Here is a 16,362-nt window from a genome sequence, read left to right on the forward strand (position 1 = left end):
CGATTTCCATGGGCGGGTCCACCGTCCGATGGCGAAGGTACTCGCCAAGGAGCTGGAGCAGTTCAAGCTGATGTTCATCGAGGAGCCCGTGCTTTCCGAGAACCGCGAAGCCCTGAGGGAAATCGCCAATCATTGCTCGACGCCGATCGCACTCGGCGAAAGGCTTTATTCGCGCTGGGACTTCAAATCGGTTCTCTCCGACGGCTTCGTCGACATCATCCAGCCGGATCTTTCCCATGCCGGCGGGATCACCGAATGCCGCAAGATCGCCGCCATGGCCGAGGCCTACGACGTGGCTCTGGCGCCGCACTGCCCTCTCGGGCCGATTGCGCTTGCCGCCTGCCTGCAGGTCGATGCCGTCAGCTATAACGCCTTCATCCAGGAGCAGAGCCTCGGCATCCACTACAACGAGGCGAACGACATCCTCGACTACATCTCCAACAAGGAGGTCTTCGCTTACGAAGACGGCTTCGTTTCCATTCCGCAGGGGCCCGGTCTCGGCATCGAGGTGGACGAGGCCTATGTGATCGAACGCGCGAAGGAGGGGCATCGCTGGCGCAATCCGATCTGGCGCCATTCGGACGGCAGTGTTGCCGAGTGGTGAAGACTATGCGCGGACCGAAAGGAGGCAGGGATGAGTGACCGGCTTAAAGGCAAGCGGATCATGGTGACCGGTGCGGCGCAGGGCATCGGCCTTGCGATTGCCGAAATGTTCCTGTCGGAGGGGGCGGCACTCTTCCTCGTCGACCGAGACGGTCCCCTGCTTGAAATGGAGGCGAAGCGGCTGCAGCGGGAGGGGCGGGCGCTTGCCTACGCCGAAGCCGACATTACGGACGCCGATGCGATCGAGGCGGTGGTGTCGGCAGCCGCTTCATCGATCGGTCCGATCAATGCGCTCGTCAACAATGCCGGGGTCAACGTCTTCTCGGAGCCGCTGGAGATGAGCGATGCCGACTGGCAGCGCTGTTTCGACATCAACCTCCGTGGTGCCTGGAACTGCTGCAAGGCGGTGCTGCCTGGCCTGATCGAACAAGGCGGCGGGGCGATCCTCAACATCGCTTCCACTCATGCCTTCACCATCATTCCGCACACCTTTCCCTACCCCGTCGCAAAGCACGCGCTGCTCGGCATGACGAAGGCGCTCGGCATCGAATATGCCCCAAAGGGCATTCGCGTGAATGCGCTGGCGCCGGGCTATGTGTTGACCCAGAAGGCTTACGACTACTGGAACAGTTTCCCGGACCCGGCAGCAGCCGAGGCGGCAACCATGAAGCTCCATCCGAGCGGCCGCATCGCGACGGCAGAAGAGATCGCCCGCGCCGCCGTCTTCATGATCTCCGACGAGTGCCCTTTCATGAACGCGACCTGCCTGACGGTGGATGGCGGCCTCAGCGTCCTGCATCATCCCGCTTGAAGCCCTGTGCCGCCACCGTAGGCGCTCACAGCCGTGGCTAGAGACCCGCTCGCCAAGTGCCCCGAGCAAAAATGCTGAAGCGCTTGGCAGACTTAGTCCTATAGTCCTGATATGTCGCTGGCGACGACATGTTGTCAAAGTAAACGATACAAAAAACTCAGTCGAAAAGGCGAAGTTTGACTCGCTCGGCATGGGCCGAGGAGACGGCGGAGTTGACGGCGTCGTCGTCAACAGTCGCTCCAAGCTGAAGGCTTATCCAGCGGTAACCTCAAAGAATGACGAGTTGGACATAGGTGTCGCTTGCTCAGGGCTAAGGACCTCGTTTGGCTGGCCGACATTGGCGAAGCTTCGGGCTTGTGCGCGCCATCCAGACCGGCGTCGGGCAGCTATCGATCCTGCCGCAGCAGAGCGAAGTGCCACCCGTTGAGAGCCCGGTTCACATCGAGGCTACTATCAACTTCGAAAAGAGTGCCGGTGCATACATCGCGATAGCGGCGGTGTCCCAGCCTTTCGGGCAGAGTTATCGCCGTTTCCGCCCAGCGCTCGGACTTAAACGGAGCCAGGCCTGCATGCAGCGCGCTTAACACGAGCCGCGGGGCGATGACGATGAAGGTGTCGTCCATGTCGGCACGGGCAAAGGCGATGACGTTGTCGCCGTGCTTGCCCGATGCCCTGAGCGGCAGATACTTCCCCCCGGCGAAACAATGTCGGCGCCTCCTGGCGAACACGCAGCAGGGTAGCGATGACATGCTGTTTCAGCCAGCCGCCTGCCAATCCTCCTCGGCGGCGCAGGCGTGCTTTCTCTTCTCCGTCAGCCGTTGCTGCAGCATCTCGAAGTCCGGCTCACGACGGTTGTCCGGGTCCACGAGGCTAAGGTCGAGGCCTTCACTGCCCTGGTAGATGTCGGGTACTCCCGGCGCCGTCGGCTTGATGATCGTCTGGGTGATGCCGTTCACCAGGCCGGCGCGGACGGCTGGTCGCCCGCAAGCGGCGGCCCCGCAGTTGCAGGCTTCAGCGGAGCAGAGTGCACGTAGAGACAAGGCCGGAACTAGTTCCGTGAAGGGAATTTTCGGCACGTACCTCTGTCGGTAACCCCTGGAAAACGGCATGACCTGCCGGCTCCGGCCCTGATGACGCTCTTCAATTCCTGAAATACGAGTGGCCCTGGTAATGGCAAGCGGTCCCAACGTGCTGCACGTGATTTCCACGCTGTACTGTCCGGAATCCCAAGTGCTAAAATCGCAGAGCGTCAGTCGTCGCCGCCCGCGCCCAGGCGTCCTTGCCGTGCAGCGACGTGCGCGCCAACGGGGCGTTCGAGTTGTCGGACAATCCTGCCGCCACACGGCAGCATTGAAAGACGCAACGTAGATTCCCGCCCTCCGCTCGGCGGCGCCACGGTCGAGGCTGGGTCGCGCATAATTGGCACTGGACTGACAAGGCCGGCCAGCAAAATTTCTTTGCGAGGGTTTGTCCTTGAAGGCCCGAGAGGAAGGATGCGCCGAACGGACTATGCGCAAGCGGTGCATGCTTCACGTATAATGCTCCTGAGGCGACGGTACCGTCGCGCAAGCTGATTGGTTCCGGTCCGGAGCCCTGCGGCGGGAGAGAGCGGCCATGTTCGATCAGCGGGAGAAGATCGCGCTCCTAATAGACGGCGCCAATCTCTTTGCCGCCTCGAAGGCGCTCGGCTTCGACATAGATTATCGCAAGCTGCTCCAAGCTTTCCGGAAGCGCGCCTATCTGCTTCGTGCCAATTACTATTCCGCGCTGGTGGAGGACCAGGAAACGGCTACAATCCGGCCGCTGATCGACTGGCTCGACTATAACGGATACCAGGTGGTGACCAAACCCGTCAAAGAAATCACCGACTCGCTCGGACGTCGCAAGGTCAAGGGCAACATGGATGTGGAGCTAGCGATCGACGCCATTGAGATATCGGAGACGGCCGATCATCTCGTGATCTTCTCAGGCGATGGCAACTTCACGAACCTAGTCGCGGCATTGCAACGCAAGGGGTGCAAGGTCTCGGTCGTGTCGACCATGGCAACACGGCCGCCGATGATTTCAGACGCACTGCGCCGCGAAGCCGATCACTTTATCGAGCTGGACAGGCTCCGGGGCGAGATAAGTCGGGAGCATTCAGACAGCGCCTGAAATGGCAGCGAAATGGCCACGCAGTACCGACACCTGAGGCGTGAAGCCGCAGGGCGCTACCGCAACCCTGAGTGTAGGTAGTATCATGATTCGTCAATCCCCTTATTTTCGTTGTCTCTCTACGACTTTTGGATCATGTCTTTGCTGCAGCCATCTTCCCGCGTTGTGCTTAGATCCTCTTCTCTTGGTGGAGGAGGATTGCGGTGTATGCTTAGTGTTGCATCAGAATACCTTTTTGCGAATTGACTCAGCCGGACCGCAAGACCCGGGCTTCAACTATTCTGAAGCCGGCGCTGCATACTCCGACGTGATGCCCGTTTGGCTTCGCTAGGAAGGGGAGTTGCCGAGTACATCGACGCGGCTTAAAATATGTTCCGAGATGCTCTGCGCGATCTCCCGCTCGCCCATGGCTCCAGTATCGACGTTTAACTGGGGGGGCTGCCGGTCACCCTGCTTCTAGCGCTGCTGTCGCTTGGGCTTATATTTCCGTTTGCAATTTTCCTGGCGCTGGGGCGCCGTTCGGTACTCCCCATTCCACGGCTTCTTTCTGTATTCCACGGCTTCTTTCTGTCGGTCTGATCGAAACGGTGCGCGGCCTGCCGTTGGCCGCTCTACCTTTCGTCGCATCCATCCTCCTGCCACTGCTTCTGCCGCCAGGATTGGGTTGAGGTGCTCTGACTTAGCGCGGAAAAATTTGTATGCAGTAGATCAGGTAGGCAGCTCCCACAGACTTCAAACCGTCAAAGGCCAAGTACGACGACTGAAAGATTGCCGCTACGCCGAGCGAAATGGCCACAGTATGCACCACTAGCCCCGCACAAACCTAATGTGACGAAAACGCCGACCAACGGGTCGGTTCCGGTAGAGGGCGAAAAGACACCCTAAGCGCCATGACGACGTTCACACGACGGGAACATGACTGGTCTCCGCCGTACAGCAGTGATCACACGGGCACCCTGGAGGAACGGCCGAGGCGCTGTCCTTGCCGGACAACGGCTTTGACGTCGTCGTGAGCCAGTTCGGTTTCATGTTCATTGAGGACAAGCCGAAGGCCGCTCATCGAGATGATGCGAGTTCTAAGAGCGGGGGCGGCTGGCGGTTGCCGCATGCGATGCAGTTGAGAATTCGCGGGGTACGGCGCCTTCGCGCCTGTCGTTCGGTCATCTATTCGGGAAGAGGTGGGAGACACATTCCGCGCGCCCTTTAGTCTCGGCGACACGGGACGGTTGCAAGAATTCTGCAGTGAAGCGGGTTTACGGGGGCGGAGGTCGTCCATCGCAACGGAAAGGTCCGCTTCACATCGATCGATGCGCTGGTGCCGACCGCACGCGTCTGCGTTTGGGCGCTCGGCGGCGTGCTGGCCGGCCAACAGTTCGAGCGGCTTCAAAAGAAGTCGGAGACCGATCTCAGGCCCTTTGTGAGCAACGGCGGCATGATCAGTTCGACATGCCGTCCCTTATTATCAAGGGATGTAAGTTCCAGTCATCTATGGTGAGAGGGGCTGTACTCCGTGGCGGTTGACGGCCGGGGTGACTAGGCGGCAAGGTGCGCACCTATCATGTCGATGGCGAGATATTCTTCGCCTCGACCGAAGCCTTCATCGCGGCCTTCGATTTCGCCGAACCGCTGGAAAAGGTCATCATCGACGTCGGTGAGACTATCACGGCCGTTGGTGCGCTGGACAAGATCGCCATCAAAAACATTGCCCGCATGGAGCTCATCGGTGTCAACGAGGCAAGAGTCTGGATGCTCGACCGCGTCCCTGTACATGATAAAGGTGAGGGCGTCGCACCGACGGCGCACTGAGCAAGCTGGCAAACGGGACCCACATGCCATTCACAACGTTTCTGGTGAAAAACAGCCGATGGCTGGCAGGTGGGTTCCTGTTATGCTTCTTTTCCTCCTTTGGGCAGACGTTCTTCATATCGCTGTCCGCCGGCGACATCCGCCGAGAATTCGACCTGAGCCACGGTGCCTTCGGCACAATCTACATGGGCGCGACTCTGCTGAGTGCAATTACTCTGCCGCAGCTTGGCCGGGTCGTCGACCACGCAAGCGCGCGTACGGTTCTCCTGCTCACCCTTCCCATGCTTGCCGTGGCGACGGTCGCGATGGGGTTTGCGTCGCACTGGTTCTGGCTGTTCATGACGATCTATCTGCTGCGTCTATTCGGCCAAGGCATGATGACGCACAATGCGATAACTGCGATGGGGCGCTGGTTCTCGGCGCAACGCGGAAGGGCGGTGTCCCTGGCGAGCCTCGGCAATCAAACCGGCGAAGCACTGTTTCCGCTTGCTTTCGTGGCGGTTGCGCCACTCGTCGGCTGGCGGACCACATGGTTCATGTCCGCCGTCTTCATTCTGATCGTCGGTCTGCCAGCGATCTATCTGCTTTTGCGGGTCGAGCGTACCCCGAGCCTAAGCGATGGCCCTGAACGACGTTCGGCTGCGAGAGATTGGACACGCAAGGAAGTGCTGCGGGATCCTGTGTTTTGGATGGCGCTTGCGGGCGTCCTTGCGCCCGGCTTCATCGCTACAACCATCTTTTTCCATCAGGTCTACCTCGTTGAACTTCGCGGCTGGTCCCTTGAGGTATTCGCCAGGGCTTTCATCGTTTCATCGACGATGACGGTGCTCTCGTCGCTGCTCTCGGGCTATTTGATCGACAGGTTCAGCGCCGTGCAAATCCTGCCGTACTATTTGTTGCCACTCGCCGCTGCGTGCTTCATGCTGGCATTTGTCGATGCGCAGTGGAGCGCTTTCGCCTTCATGACGCTGCTCGGCGCTTCGCTCGGTGCGTCATCGACGCTTTTCGGAGCGCTGTGGCCAGAGATGTATGGTCTGGAACATCTCGGCGGCATCCGCGCTATCATTGTGGCTCTCATTGTCTTCGCTACCGCCATGGGACCAGGCCTGACGGGGTTCCTGATTGATGTCGGGGTACCTTATCCATTGCAAATCGCCGGCATGGGCGTTTACTGCCTGGGAAGCATTTTCATCATGGTTCTTGTCAGGGAACGGATACTCACCAGAAATGCACCTTCTCTGACTGCCGCGGTGCCGTAGCGCCGGCTTCACTGATGGCCAATGCGCGTCTTCGGCGAAAATGACCCCGCGGCGCAACGCGTGGACTGCGGGCCGGTCGTTACCACAGACGGAGATCGGCTCCGATGCGGGGGAGGGTGGCATTGACCTCTGGCGCAAGGTGATGGAGCAGAATTGAACCTCGTGCTTTTTCCGGCGGTTCTTTCCGCTGGAAAATGCACCGTATTGTGTCGAGCAGTTTGACGGATTGAGAAACACCCCGTCCAAAGGAGAACTTAAGATGGAATACCGACTGCTAGGCCGATCGGGCCTGAAAGTTTCCACCATCACCATGGGCACCATGACGTTCGGCGGCGTCGGCTGGGCGAAGACGGTCGGCGACCTCGGCGTTAAAGAGGCTCGTCGTCTCGTTGATCTCTGCATTGATGCCGGCGTCAACCTCATCGACACCGCCGATGCATATTCCGATGGACTTTGCGAGGAAATACTGGGTGAGATCCTCGGTGGTCCGCGCAAAAAGGGCATGCTAATCGCTACCAAAGCGCGATTCCCGATGGGAGACGGACCAAACGACCGCGGCCTGTCGCGTCAGCATTTGATTGCTGCTTGCGAGGCTAGCCTGAAACGCATCAAGACCGACGTCATTGATCTCTATCAGGTGCATGAATGGGACGGATTGACCCCTCTCGGAGAGACCATGGAGGCACTCGACACGCTGGTGCGCCAGGGCAAGGTGCGTTATATCGGCTGCTCCAACTTCTCTGGCTGGCATATCATGAAGGCCCTTGGCGTCTCCGAGCGCGGCCACTACCAGCGCTTCGTCAGCCAGCAGATCCACTACACGCTGGAAAGCCGCGACGCAGAAAACGAACTGATCCCGGTCAGCATCGACCAGGGTCTCGGCATTCTCGTCTGGAGCCCAATCGCCGGGGGACTTTTGTCCGGCAAGCATCGCCGTAGCCAGGCCACACCCCAGGGGACGCGCCAGTTCGCCGGCTGGACCGAACCGCCGATCCGCGACGAAAACCGGCTCTGGAACATCGTCGACACGCTGGTTGACATCGCCGAAGGTCGCGGTGTCTCCGCCGCACAGGTCGCGCTGGCATGGTTGATCGGCCGCAAAGGCGTTACGTCGGTCATCGTCGGTGGCCGCACCGAGGAGCAGTTCCGCGACAATCTCGCGTCTGCAGAGTTGAAACTGACCAAGGAAGAGCGCACGAAGCTCGATGAGATCAGCCAGCCATGGCTGCAATATCCGTACTGGCACAGGCAAAGCAAACGAGAGCGGTCCTTTGCTGCAAATTGGAGAATTGCTTGAGATACATATGCGAGATGACGCCGGCCTGTCCATTTGTTGGACCTGAGCATCACCGCAGCAACGCTTGATCACCCGAGCCGCAGCTTTCTCCATTCGTGATATTGGTTTCCCCGTCCCTGCGGGAACAAGGCACAAACAGTTTTGTTAGGCGCTTTTCACGCAAGGAGGCGGCAATGTTTTTTACGGACGGCAAACTCCAATATCCGGTACGTGTCGAGACTCCCGACCCTTTGTTTGCCCGCGCGCTGCAACAGGCGATCGGCGGCATTGAGGGCGAGATTCGCGTCGCCATGCAATATTTCTTCCAGGCTTGCGGGGCACGGGGAGACGCCAAGTTCCGCGACCTCCTGATGAATACTGCCGCGGAGGAGCTTGGCCACATCGAGATGCTGGCTACGGCAGTCGCTCTAAACCTCGAGGGTGCACCCCTGAGCATCAGGGAGGAAGTTGCCGCGGACCCGGTGGGCGGTGCAGTCCTCGGCGGCATTAATCTCAAAAATCTGCTGTCCTCCGGCCTGGCAGCGATGCCCGTCGATTCCGATGGCGTGCCCTTCGATATGTCCCACATCTACGCCAGCGGCAATATTGCTGCCGACATGACCGCCAATGTGGCGGCCGAAGCGACCGGTCGCGTGTTGGCCGTGCGGCTCTACGGAATGACAAGCGATCCCGGCATGAAAGACATGCTGTCCTTCCTCATAGCAAGGGACACCATGCATCAGAACCAATGGCTGGCAGCCCTGGAAGAGCTTGGCGGTCACCAGGGAGCCTTCCCGATCCCGAACAGCTTCCCCCAGGACCAGGAACAGCTGGAGTTCAGCTACGCTTTCCTCGGCTTCCAGCAGGACGGTAAGGACGCCGTGGCTGGGCGATGGTCGCAGGGCCAGTCGATCGACGGCAAAGGTAGCTTCAAAGCCGGGCCGACCATGGCGATGGGACAGAAGCCCGTCCTTGCCAAAGCCAAGCCGAACAGCGGCGCGCAGGCGGAGCAGATGTAAGACGGAAGCAAAGCGCCGTGGGCACGAGAGCGCCGTCGGGAAAGTGGTGATGGGCACGGTGAGCCGCTTCTATCGCCGATCCGGTTGGCCGTATCACGGAGGGGATGAGCTTGCCCCGAACACAAAGATCGCGGCGGCATATCGGCTGCTTTGTTTTCGGCGTGGCGATCGGCGGCTTTTCTACGGGATACTCCTGCACCAGATCCTGCAATGGCACCACCTGCTCTCCGGCTTTAGGGATCGCGGGGCTGACCTGCGGTCCCAGGTAACGGCCGACCCGGCATTTCATCTTGCCATGTATGTCCTGCTGCTCGTTGGCCTCGGGTTCTTGTGGCGATAGCGCCGCGATTCCGACATATGTCAGTTCGCCGCCGCACCGCCACTGCTTCGACTTTGAGGGTTTCGGCTGCCTGGTGCCACCTTGGCAGCGAACGGGCGAGGACCACCAGAGGGTGGTCGGTAGAGCAGTCATGGTTCGTCTGCAATGGCAGAGGCGCCCGGCGGGAACTCCATCTTCAGGATTTGTCTCAGTGTCGCCGCATCCGCCAGAAATGCCGCCGGATCGTCTCCCGCCACGAATTCAAGCATGGCAAAACGCCGCCCGGTCCAGCGCGACGACGGCATGGCGGCCAGCACGGCGCGCCAGTAGTCGGCGGCGGATGCCAGCGGGAAGCGGTTGCGGTCGCCATCCCAGGCGAAGACATGGAGATGCGAAATGTGCTCGCCGATGCGAACGATCTCCACGAGGGCCTCATCGAGCGGGAGACCGGGCCGCGGCTGCCAGTAGAGATAGACATTCGGGTGCGCGACCGCCTCGATCAGGCGGAGCGCCGACCCGGTCTCGTCCGTCAGGGTCTGTGGGTGATATTCCAGCGAGACCGTGACGCCATGCCGGGCAGCTTCCGCGGCCATTTCGCGGATCGCATTCGCCGCGGCGCGCCGTTCATGGGCGCTGTAATCCCTCGAATCGCGCTGACGCGTGCCCGGCCAGATGCGGATGTTGGAGGCACCAAGCGCGACCGCCGTTGCCAGTGCGGGCTCGAGGGCGGAAAGGTCGTCTGGCGGCGGCGCGACGTAGGAGCCGTAGGAGGTCTTGAGACCCGCGCTTTCGCACAGGCGCCGGACAGTGCGGGCGGTGGCCGTGTCGCCCGGAGGAACATGGGCGTCTGCCGCCCATTCGATGGCGGCGAGCGGCGCCTTCGCTGCGAGCGCGACGATTTCGCCGGCGGGTAGCTTGCGGAAGGTGACCGTGCAGAGAGCCGGTTCGAAAGCGTTCATGCCATGCGCCCCAGATCCTGCTTGTGGACCTCGAACAGGAGCGGACTGCCTTCGAGAAACCGCGCCACTTCATCGACCGCCATTTCCCCGAGGCGCGTGCGTTCCAAACCGATGGCGCCGGCAATATGCGGCGTCAGAAATACGTTCGGCAAGTCGTAAAGCGGTGAGTTTTTGTCCGGGATTTCGGGGTCGGTAACGTCGATCACGGCATTGATCGCGCCCGACTGCAGCTGTTCGATGAGTGCCGCCTCATCCACCAACGCGCCGCGCGCCGTGTTGATCAGCGTCGCGCCGTCCTTCATGAGGGCGAGTTGGCGGTTGTCGATCATGTGCCGGGTTTCGGGCAGCAGCGGCGCGTGCAGCGACACGATATCGGACAGGGCCATCAACGTATCGAGATCGACCTTCTCTGCCTTGAGAGCCATGGCTTCGGCGTCGCTGACCAGCGGATCATAGAGCAGCAATCGATAGTCGAGGAGATACAGCAATTCGATTACGCGGCGTCCGATCCGCGACGCCCCGACGATCCCCACGGTACGGCGATGATTTCCGATCGCTTCGCCCTGAAGAATCTGGGTGCGCTCGCGCCCGCGGTCGGCCGCATAGACATCGCGGAAGCGGAACACCTGCTTGCCCGCGAAAATAATCGCTGCGAGGGTAAACTCGGCGACCGGCACGGCATTGGCCTCCGCCGCGTGGCTGACCTTGACCCCAGCATCAAACACGCTCTCGCCGACGAGCCCCTTGATCGTGCCGGCGGCATGGACGATGAGGCGAAGGCGCGGCGCCCGGGCGAGGACGGCCGCATCGATAAACGGCGCGCCCCAGCCGGTCACCAGGACCTCGGCCTCCGCCAGCAATCGCTGCGACCGCTCATCGGCGAACTCCGTCACCGGGCGCTGATCCGGTATCCGGGCGAAGGCGCCGAGCCGCGCGAAAAGCTCCGGCGTCAGAACATGACGCGTCCTTTCCGGCTGCATCGCAAAGACGACGGTCGGGAGGGTCATGGCATCGAACCGGGCGCTTGCATGGCGCTGACGGTCAAGCCTTCCGCCCTGAGCGCGTCGAGCGCCTCCATATCGGGCATCGCCGGCGGGTTGGACCAGTCTTCGGCGACGGCGGAAGTGTTGCGGGCTGCGAGCACGGCGCAGGCGAATATCGTTTCCCCGCTGGGGATTTTGGCCCGCAACTGCGGCACCAATGTCTTTGCGGCAATCAGATTGGTGTTGGGCGGCGCCTTCTGGACCAGGCCTTCGCGCGGGACGGTCGAGCCGAGATCGCGGATCCCGCTGAAATCTTCGGCGCCGATTGCGTGGGCCGTCCCTTCCTCGGCGGCGAGCGTGTCGGCCTCGAAATCCCGTCGGGGGATGGCGAAGCCGCCTTCAGCGGTTTCCAAGGCCCGGGGCGTCGTGATCCGGTGCACGCGCACGTGCCAGGGCGAAGCGGGAACAAGCCACGTTTCGACAACGACGTCCGGCCAGGGGGACCATTTGGAAAACAGCACATCGTCCGCAAGCCGCACCACCTCATTGGCCTCGCGCACCCGGTAATGAATGCCGTCGTCGCTGAATGCCAGCATCGAATCGAAGGCGCCGCCGGCAAATGCCCGTTCGTCGCTCTCGACGCTGAAGGCGTAGCGCGTCGAATAGGCGAATTTCGCATATTTCTCCGAGCCGAAACGCATCTGGCGGTTTTCCTGGCCGGAGGAAAGCGCCACCACGTCCCCTCCAACCGGCATCATGACCATGCCCGGATGGCGAAGGGCAACCGGATCGGCCAGTGGCCGCAGCGGTTCTTCCGCGCTCGTCCAGAAGGGATGGTCTTCGCCGACGCCAAGCGGCAGGAAAGCCTTGAAGGCCCAATAGGGCGAACCGGCCGAATTGTAGTTTTCCGACATCAGGAGGTTCGGATAGCCGTAGCCGATGGAGAGAACGCCGTCCCGATCCGCTATCGGCTTGTCTGCCCACCATCTGAGGTGGCGGAGGCAGAGCCCCTTGATCTCGCCCCAGGGCAGCGCCTCGAGGTCGGCAAAGGCCAGTGCTGCCCAGAAGCCGGCGCAGGCGAAGCGATAGGTGAGGCTACGGCCGAAGGGGAGGGTCGCTCCGTCTTCGGCGAACCAGTAGCGGAAATCCTGGGCGAAGGCGACCGCCCGCTCGCGATACTGTTCCGCATGGTCGTCTTCGACGAGGCGCGCATAGATCAGCCCGTAGAAGTGCATGGCAAAGCCGATGTAGTGGTCGACGCGCCGCACATTGCCGTCGCGATACCAGCCGTCCTCGATATAGAAGCCGTCGAGTTCGGCGAGATAGGCCTTCGTCAGGCTGCGATCGTGCTCGATGCCGAGGCGATCGAGAGCGATGTCGACGAAAACGCGAAAGAACTTCCAGTTGTTGTCGGCGTAGTCGAACTTGCGGGCATGGAGGAGATAAGAGACGAGATTGTCTCTTGCACGCCCGCTCAAGGGATCCCACAGTTTCTCCGGCGCCAGCGCCAGGGCGAAGCCAAGGGCGGCAAGCTCGACCATGCGCTGGTCCCGGCCGTTCACTTGTCCCCAATATTCCGGATGTTCAGGGTCGGTGCCGTTGGCTATCCCTTCCGCATAACGGTCCCAATGCGCGAAACTTCCGCCGCCTGCGGCAAAGGGAGCAAGACCCCAGAGAGGCCGTGCAAAGCCTTCCAGATCGGCAGCGGCCCGGTCGAAATGAGCCGCGGCGGCGTCGAGACGGACCCGCGCATTTCCTTTGGAAAAATAGGGGACCAGCGGATCGAAGAGATCGAGCAGCGCGCGCTGCATGTCGCCGCGTGTCTCGAGCGGATTTCCGGCAAGCGGGTTGGCGCTGGCGGGATCATAGGTCATGGATTGTCTTTCGGGGCAATTGTGCCGCCGGGCACCGGGACGACGGCGTGAGTGACATGCCGGGCGGGCACGTCCGGATGGCGGAAGCGAAACTGCATCATAGCGACCGCTTCGCGGCCGAGCGCTGCGCGGTCGACGCGCATCGTCGATAGGCGCGGATTGGCCATGTCGGCGCAGGGCAGATCGTCGAAACCGATGATCGCGAAATCGTCCGGTACGCGCCGGCCGAGTTCGGTCACCGCCTCGAGAACGCCCACTGCGATGAAGTCGTTCATGCAGAAAGCCGCGGTGAAACCCTCGTCCTCGGCAAGAGCGGCGAGCGTTGCCGCATGGGCTTCGGCGCTGGAGTTGTTCGCGAACGGCAGGCGGACGACACGCGCATCGCCGCCATCCACGGAGGCGACGGCCGCTTCGAAGCCGCGCACGCGCTCGCGGATCGTATGCCGATGCGATCCGGTCAGGTGGAGGATACGCCGGTGGCCGGCGTCCAGGAGCATCCGTGTCGCCGCGAAGGCGCCGAAGAAGTTCGGCGGCGAGACACCGTCGAAGCGCAATTGTGGATCGACGCCGTTGACGAGGACGATGGGGGTACGGCTTTCCACGAGCCATTTCGCAAGAGCCTCGCAGGGATCTATGCCGACCAGGAAAAGCCCCTGCGCACCGACCGATTGCATATGTCCGCCAACGGCTTGCGGCGTCGCCTTCGCCTCGTTTACGAGGCGGATGTCGAAGGACATGCCCTGCTCGGCCGCCTCGGAGCGCAGGCCATCGACAATGCCCTGGTAAAATGCGCTCAGATTGCCGGTAACGCCGTTGCTTGCGATAAGCGCCAGCGTGCGAGGGCCTGCCGCGGCACTGGCTTTGAGAGGGTAGCCGAGGTCGTTGGCGACCTTGAGGATCTGCACCCGAACATCCTCGCTGATGCCGGGCTCATTCGCGAGGACGCGTGAGACGGTGGAGACGGAAACACCTGCGTGTGCGGCAATGTCGGCCTGACGGAGTCTTCGGGAGGGTCTTTCGATCATGGTGCAAACATTGCGCAATCAACGCAAATTTGCAAGCTCGAAAAGAAATATTGCGCATGGACGATTTTTGCATAAGCTCTTGCGCTGATTGAAACCTGCAGGCGCCGGAGGAGAGCGCCGGGCAGGGCAGCACAGGGGAGGACTGGCATGCTACTCAACAGACGTGGTTTCATGGTCGGCGCGGCTGGCGCGGCGACGGGTATCGCCCTCGGTTCCCGTTCCGGCTTTGCCGCCGAAAGCGTGCAGTTGCGCGCGATGTGGTGGGGATCGAACGACCGCTCGAAACGGACATTGGCGGTCGCCAAGCTTTTCGAGGAGAAGAACCCGGATATCAGGATCGTCGGTGAGAGCTTGAGCGGAGACGGGTACTGGACGAAGCTCGCCACGCAGATGGCCGGCCGCGCCATTGCCGATATCTTCCAGCTCGAGCCCAGCACGATTTCCGATTATTCCAAGCGCGGCGCCTGCATGGCGCTCGATCCCTTCATCTCTTCGGCGCTCGACGTCGACGCCTTCGGCAAGGACGTGCTGAAGCTGACCACGGTGGACGGAAAGCTCTGGGGCATCGGCCTCGGTCTCAATTCCTTCGCGCTGTTCTATGACGCCGATGCCTTCGCCAAAGCCGGCATCGCGCCGCCCGGGATCGACACCACCTGGGCGGAATACGCCGACATCGCCGTGGAGATGACCAAGGCGGCCGGCAAGAAGAATGTCCGGGGCGGGCCCTATGGAGCCCGCTATGCCTATGTTTTCGACGCCTGGCTCCGCCAGCGTGGCAGCAGCCTCTACACCGATACCGGCCTTGGTTTCGGTGCCGAGGAGGCGAAGGAGTGGTATGCCTATTGGGAGGAACTGCGCAAGCGCGGCGGCACCGTCGGCGCCGATATCCAGACGCTCGACCAGAACACGATCGACACCAATTGCCTGGCGCTCGGCTACTCGGCCATGGGCATGGCCTATTCCAACCAGATGGTCGGCTATCAGCTCATCATGAAAAGCAAGCTTGGTATCGGCATGCTGCCACGCGCCGAGAAGGGCGGCCCCTCCGGCCATTACTATCGCCCGGCGCTGATCTGGAGCATCGGCGCGTCGACGGAAAACGGGGAAGCGGCAGCCAAGTTCATCAACTTCTTCGTCAATGATGTCGAGGCCGGCAAGATCCTGGGCGTCGAGCGCGGCGTACCCATGTCGCCGACGGTTCGCGAAGCCATCCTGCCTTCGCTCAACCCGACGGAGACGGAAACGGTGAAATACATCAATGCCCTCAAGGATCAGGTGGGCAGCTATCCGTCGCCGGCGCCGCTCGGATCGACCGAATTCGACCAGCGCGTGCTGCGCCCCATCGCCGACGAGCTCGCCTTCGAACGAATAACGATCGAAGATGCGGCGACACGGTTGGTAGAGGAAGGCAAGGCCACGGTCCGAGCCGACTGATCCAGTCAGCGAGATTCCAATCTGCAGGAGCCGTGCCATTTGCATGTGATGTGCACATGGCAGGGTCAGCGATCCGATCGGCAGACGTGTGATTGAGATCTCGGAAGCTGCCGATGCAGCCGCGCGGCTTATGGCCGCTCGGCTTTCGCCTGTTCTGGCAAGGCCGATCGATTGGTGCGCCTGCGCACATCGATCATTCGCTCGAGAGTTTACAGCAGCCGCGAAGACGGGTGATTGCGACGTCGAGTGCGACCCTCTAATGATGCGCAGGAGGCAGCATAGAGCGACGTCGCCATCATCGAGGGGCTGGAGCCAGGAGAGCGAAGGTCGAGCCCACGGCCCAAGATCGGAGCGCTCGAGCCATGATAGAGGGCCGAAGACAAGCTGTGTCGCCATGTTAATGTCGTCGCAGCTCTCTGCAAAGGTTGGGACCCGCGTGACCTCAGCTGAAGGTCTTGAGCTTTGCCTCTTCAATCGCTGCTATGAAAGCGTCTCGTGCCGGCGCCGCAGGGGCGGCGCCGAGCATCGCGTCTGTGCAGGCGTTCAAAGCAGCAGCGTATGTGCGTCCGTCCATCTTCGGCCAGTTTTCGCTAAGCAGGCGAGCTGCAAACGTGGGCGACCACACGATCTGGACACCATCCAGATTGGGAACCGCGACGATCACGCATTCATCCCATGTCTCGTCCATGTTGATATTCCTGTTGTTTTCGGGGTCCTAACCGAGTTCACTCTCAATCGTTCCAGCGCGTCTATCACTGCGTGCGAGGTGCGAAGAGCTATAGGAGGCGCACGACATTTGTGTTGCGCGCCTTGGCTAGATTGAAGCGCAAGTTCGACCGT

At 61.4% G+C, this 16,362-nt stretch carries 15 protein-coding genes and 1 pseudogene; 9 read left to right on the top strand and 7 right to left on the bottom strand.

All coding sequences use genetic code 11. The features are described from left to right. A partial coding sequence (dgoD, locus tag AC5J09_RS04695; protein WP_494297062.1) for a galactonate dehydratase occupies window positions 1–604 on the top strand: 604 nt, incomplete at its 5' end. 30 nt (window positions 605–634) lie between these two features. Next, on the top strand, window positions 635–1,414 hold the full coding sequence (locus AC5J09_RS04700; RefSeq protein ID WP_494297063.1) for an SDR family oxidoreductase: 780 nt from the start codon (window positions 635–637) through the stop codon (window positions 1,412–1,414). A 386-nt stretch (window positions 1,415–1,800) separates the two neighbouring features. Here the strand turns inward: AC5J09_RS04700 and AC5J09_RS04705 are convergent, their stop codons facing one another. Next, window positions 1,801–2,163 carry a hypothetical protein gene (locus AC5J09_RS04705; protein ID WP_494297064.1) on the bottom strand — a complete coding sequence of 121 codons (363 nt, stop codon included), beginning with the start codon at window positions 2,161–2,163 and terminating at the stop codon, window positions 1,801–1,803. A 6-nt stretch (window positions 2,164–2,169) separates the two neighbouring features. After that, a complete protein-coding gene (locus AC5J09_RS04710; protein ID WP_494297065.1) occupies window positions 2,170–2,454 on the bottom strand; it encodes a hypothetical protein in 285 nt (94 codons plus the stop codon). A 574-nt stretch (window positions 2,455–3,028) separates the two neighbouring features. Between AC5J09_RS04710 and AC5J09_RS04715 the strand changes: the two genes are divergently transcribed. The 6 genes and pseudogenes from AC5J09_RS04715 (at window position 3,029) to AC5J09_RS04740 (ending at window position 9,268) form a co-directional block, all read left to right on the top strand. Continuing rightward, the gene (locus AC5J09_RS04715; RefSeq protein ID WP_324764048.1) at window positions 3,029–3,568 is read left to right on the top strand and encodes a LabA-like NYN domain-containing protein; all 540 of its coding nucleotides are present in this window, start codon (window positions 3,029–3,031) and stop codon (window positions 3,566–3,568) included. Window positions 3,569–5,107: 1,539 nt separating this feature from the next. Then, window positions 5,108–5,374, top strand: a pseudogene (locus tag AC5J09_RS04720) (hypothetical protein); the annotation flags it as partial. Window positions 5,375–5,397: 23 nt separating this feature from the next. Beyond that, complete coding sequence (locus AC5J09_RS04725; protein WP_494297066.1) at window positions 5,398–6,633, top strand: MFS transporter; 1,236 nt, start codon at window positions 5,398–5,400, stop codon at window positions 6,631–6,633. A gap of 259 nt (window positions 6,634–6,892) precedes the next feature. Then, complete coding sequence (locus AC5J09_RS04730; RefSeq protein WP_494297067.1) at window positions 6,893–7,930, top strand: aldo/keto reductase; 1,038 nt, start codon at window positions 6,893–6,895, stop codon at window positions 7,928–7,930. A gap of 173 nt (window positions 7,931–8,103) precedes the next feature. Further along, a complete protein-coding gene (locus AC5J09_RS04735) occupies window positions 8,104–8,928 on the top strand; it encodes a manganese catalase family protein (RefSeq protein ID WP_494297068.1) in 825 nt (274 codons plus the stop codon). Window positions 8,929–8,977: 49 nt separating this feature from the next. After that, window positions 8,978–9,268, top strand: coding sequence for a DUF2243 domain-containing protein (locus tag AC5J09_RS04740; RefSeq protein ID WP_494297069.1), 291 nt, complete (start codon window positions 8,978–8,980; stop codon window positions 9,266–9,268). 128 nt (window positions 9,269–9,396) lie between these two features. On the opposite strand, the gene AC5J09_RS04745 is transcribed toward AC5J09_RS04740, so the two are convergent. The 4 genes from AC5J09_RS04745 to AC5J09_RS04760 are packed head-to-tail and all read right to left on the bottom strand — an operon-like array spanning window position 9,397 to window position 14,088. Then, window positions 9,397–10,206: a sugar phosphate isomerase/epimerase family protein gene (locus AC5J09_RS04745; RefSeq protein WP_494297070.1), complete on the bottom strand. Its 810-nt coding sequence runs from the start codon at window positions 10,204–10,206 to the stop codon at window positions 9,397–9,399. After that, complete coding sequence (locus AC5J09_RS04750) at window positions 10,203–11,213, bottom strand: hydroxyacid dehydrogenase (protein WP_494297071.1); 1,011 nt, start codon at window positions 11,211–11,213, stop codon at window positions 10,203–10,205. Before AC5J09_RS04750 ends, AC5J09_RS04745 begins: the two co-directional genes overlap by 4 nt. Beyond that, window positions 11,210–13,063, bottom strand: a complete 1,854-nt coding sequence (locus tag AC5J09_RS04755; RefSeq protein ID WP_494297072.1) for a DUF2264 domain-containing protein — start codon at window positions 13,061–13,063, stop codon at window positions 11,210–11,212. The genes AC5J09_RS04750 and AC5J09_RS04755 overlap by 4 nt, the downstream gene beginning before the upstream one ends. Next, window positions 13,060–14,088 (bottom strand): LacI family DNA-binding transcriptional regulator, encoded by a 1,029-nt coding sequence (locus AC5J09_RS04760; RefSeq protein WP_494297073.1) that lies wholly within the window; start codon window positions 14,086–14,088, stop codon window positions 13,060–13,062. The genes AC5J09_RS04755 and AC5J09_RS04760 overlap by 4 nt, the downstream gene beginning before the upstream one ends. A gap of 147 nt (window positions 14,089–14,235) precedes the next feature. On the opposite strand from AC5J09_RS04760, the gene AC5J09_RS04765 reads away from it, so the two are divergent. Continuing rightward, window positions 14,236–15,522 carry an ABC transporter substrate-binding protein gene (locus AC5J09_RS04765; RefSeq protein ID WP_324764040.1) on the top strand — a complete coding sequence of 429 codons (1,287 nt, stop codon included), beginning with the start codon at window positions 14,236–14,238 and terminating at the stop codon, window positions 15,520–15,522. A 442-nt stretch (window positions 15,523–15,964) separates the two neighbouring features. On the opposite strand, the gene AC5J09_RS04770 is transcribed toward AC5J09_RS04765, so the two are convergent. Next, complete coding sequence (locus AC5J09_RS04770; protein WP_324764039.1) at window positions 15,965–16,210, bottom strand: DUF982 domain-containing protein; 246 nt, start codon at window positions 16,208–16,210, stop codon at window positions 15,965–15,967. Between the last annotated feature and the right edge of the window lie 152 nt (window positions 16,211–16,362).

The sequence above is a fragment of the Sinorhizobium sp. genome, from assembly GCF_059070375.1.

Bases quoted from the DNA above. Each gene is read 5' to 3' on its own strand.
- AC5J09_RS04770 (WP_324764039.1), bottom strand. From the start codon at position 16,210: ATGGACGAGACATGGGATGAATGCGTGATCGTCGCGGTTCCCAATCTG.
- AC5J09_RS04740 (WP_494297069.1), top strand. From the start codon at position 8,978: ATGGGCACGGTGAGCCGCTTCTATCGCCGATCCGGTTGGCCGTATCAC.
- AC5J09_RS04735 (WP_494297068.1), top strand. From the start codon at position 8,104: ATGTTTTTTACGGACGGCAAACTCCAATATCCGGTACGTGTCGAGACT.
- AC5J09_RS04730 (WP_494297067.1), top strand. From the start codon at position 6,893: ATGGAATACCGACTGCTAGGCCGATCGGGCCTGAAAGTTTCCACCATC.
- AC5J09_RS04765 (WP_324764040.1), top strand. From the start codon at position 14,236: ATGCTACTCAACAGACGTGGTTTCATGGTCGGCGCGGCTGGCGCGGCG.
- AC5J09_RS04700 (WP_494297063.1), top strand. From the start codon at position 635: ATGAGTGACCGGCTTAAAGGCAAGCGGATCATGGTGACCGGTGCGGCG.
- AC5J09_RS04755 (WP_494297072.1), bottom strand. From the start codon at position 13,063: ATGACCTATGATCCCGCCAGCGCCAACCCGCTTGCCGGAAATCCGCTC.
- AC5J09_RS04705 (WP_494297064.1), bottom strand. From the start codon at position 2,163: ATGTCATCGCTACCCTGCTGCGTGTTCGCCAGGAGGCGCCGACATTGT.
- AC5J09_RS04715 (WP_324764048.1), top strand. From the start codon at position 3,029: ATGTTCGATCAGCGGGAGAAGATCGCGCTCCTAATAGACGGCGCCAAT.
- AC5J09_RS04745 (WP_494297070.1), bottom strand. From the start codon at position 10,206: ATGAACGCTTTCGAACCGGCTCTCTGCACGGTCACCTTCCGCAAGCTA.
- AC5J09_RS04750 (WP_494297071.1), bottom strand. From the start codon at position 11,213: ATGACCCTCCCGACCGTCGTCTTTGCGATGCAGCCGGAAAGGACGCGT.
- AC5J09_RS04725 (WP_494297066.1), top strand. From the start codon at position 5,398: ATGCCATTCACAACGTTTCTGGTGAAAAACAGCCGATGGCTGGCAGGT.
- AC5J09_RS04760 (WP_494297073.1), bottom strand. From the start codon at position 14,088: ATGATCGAAAGACCCTCCCGAAGACTCCGTCAGGCCGACATTGCCGCA.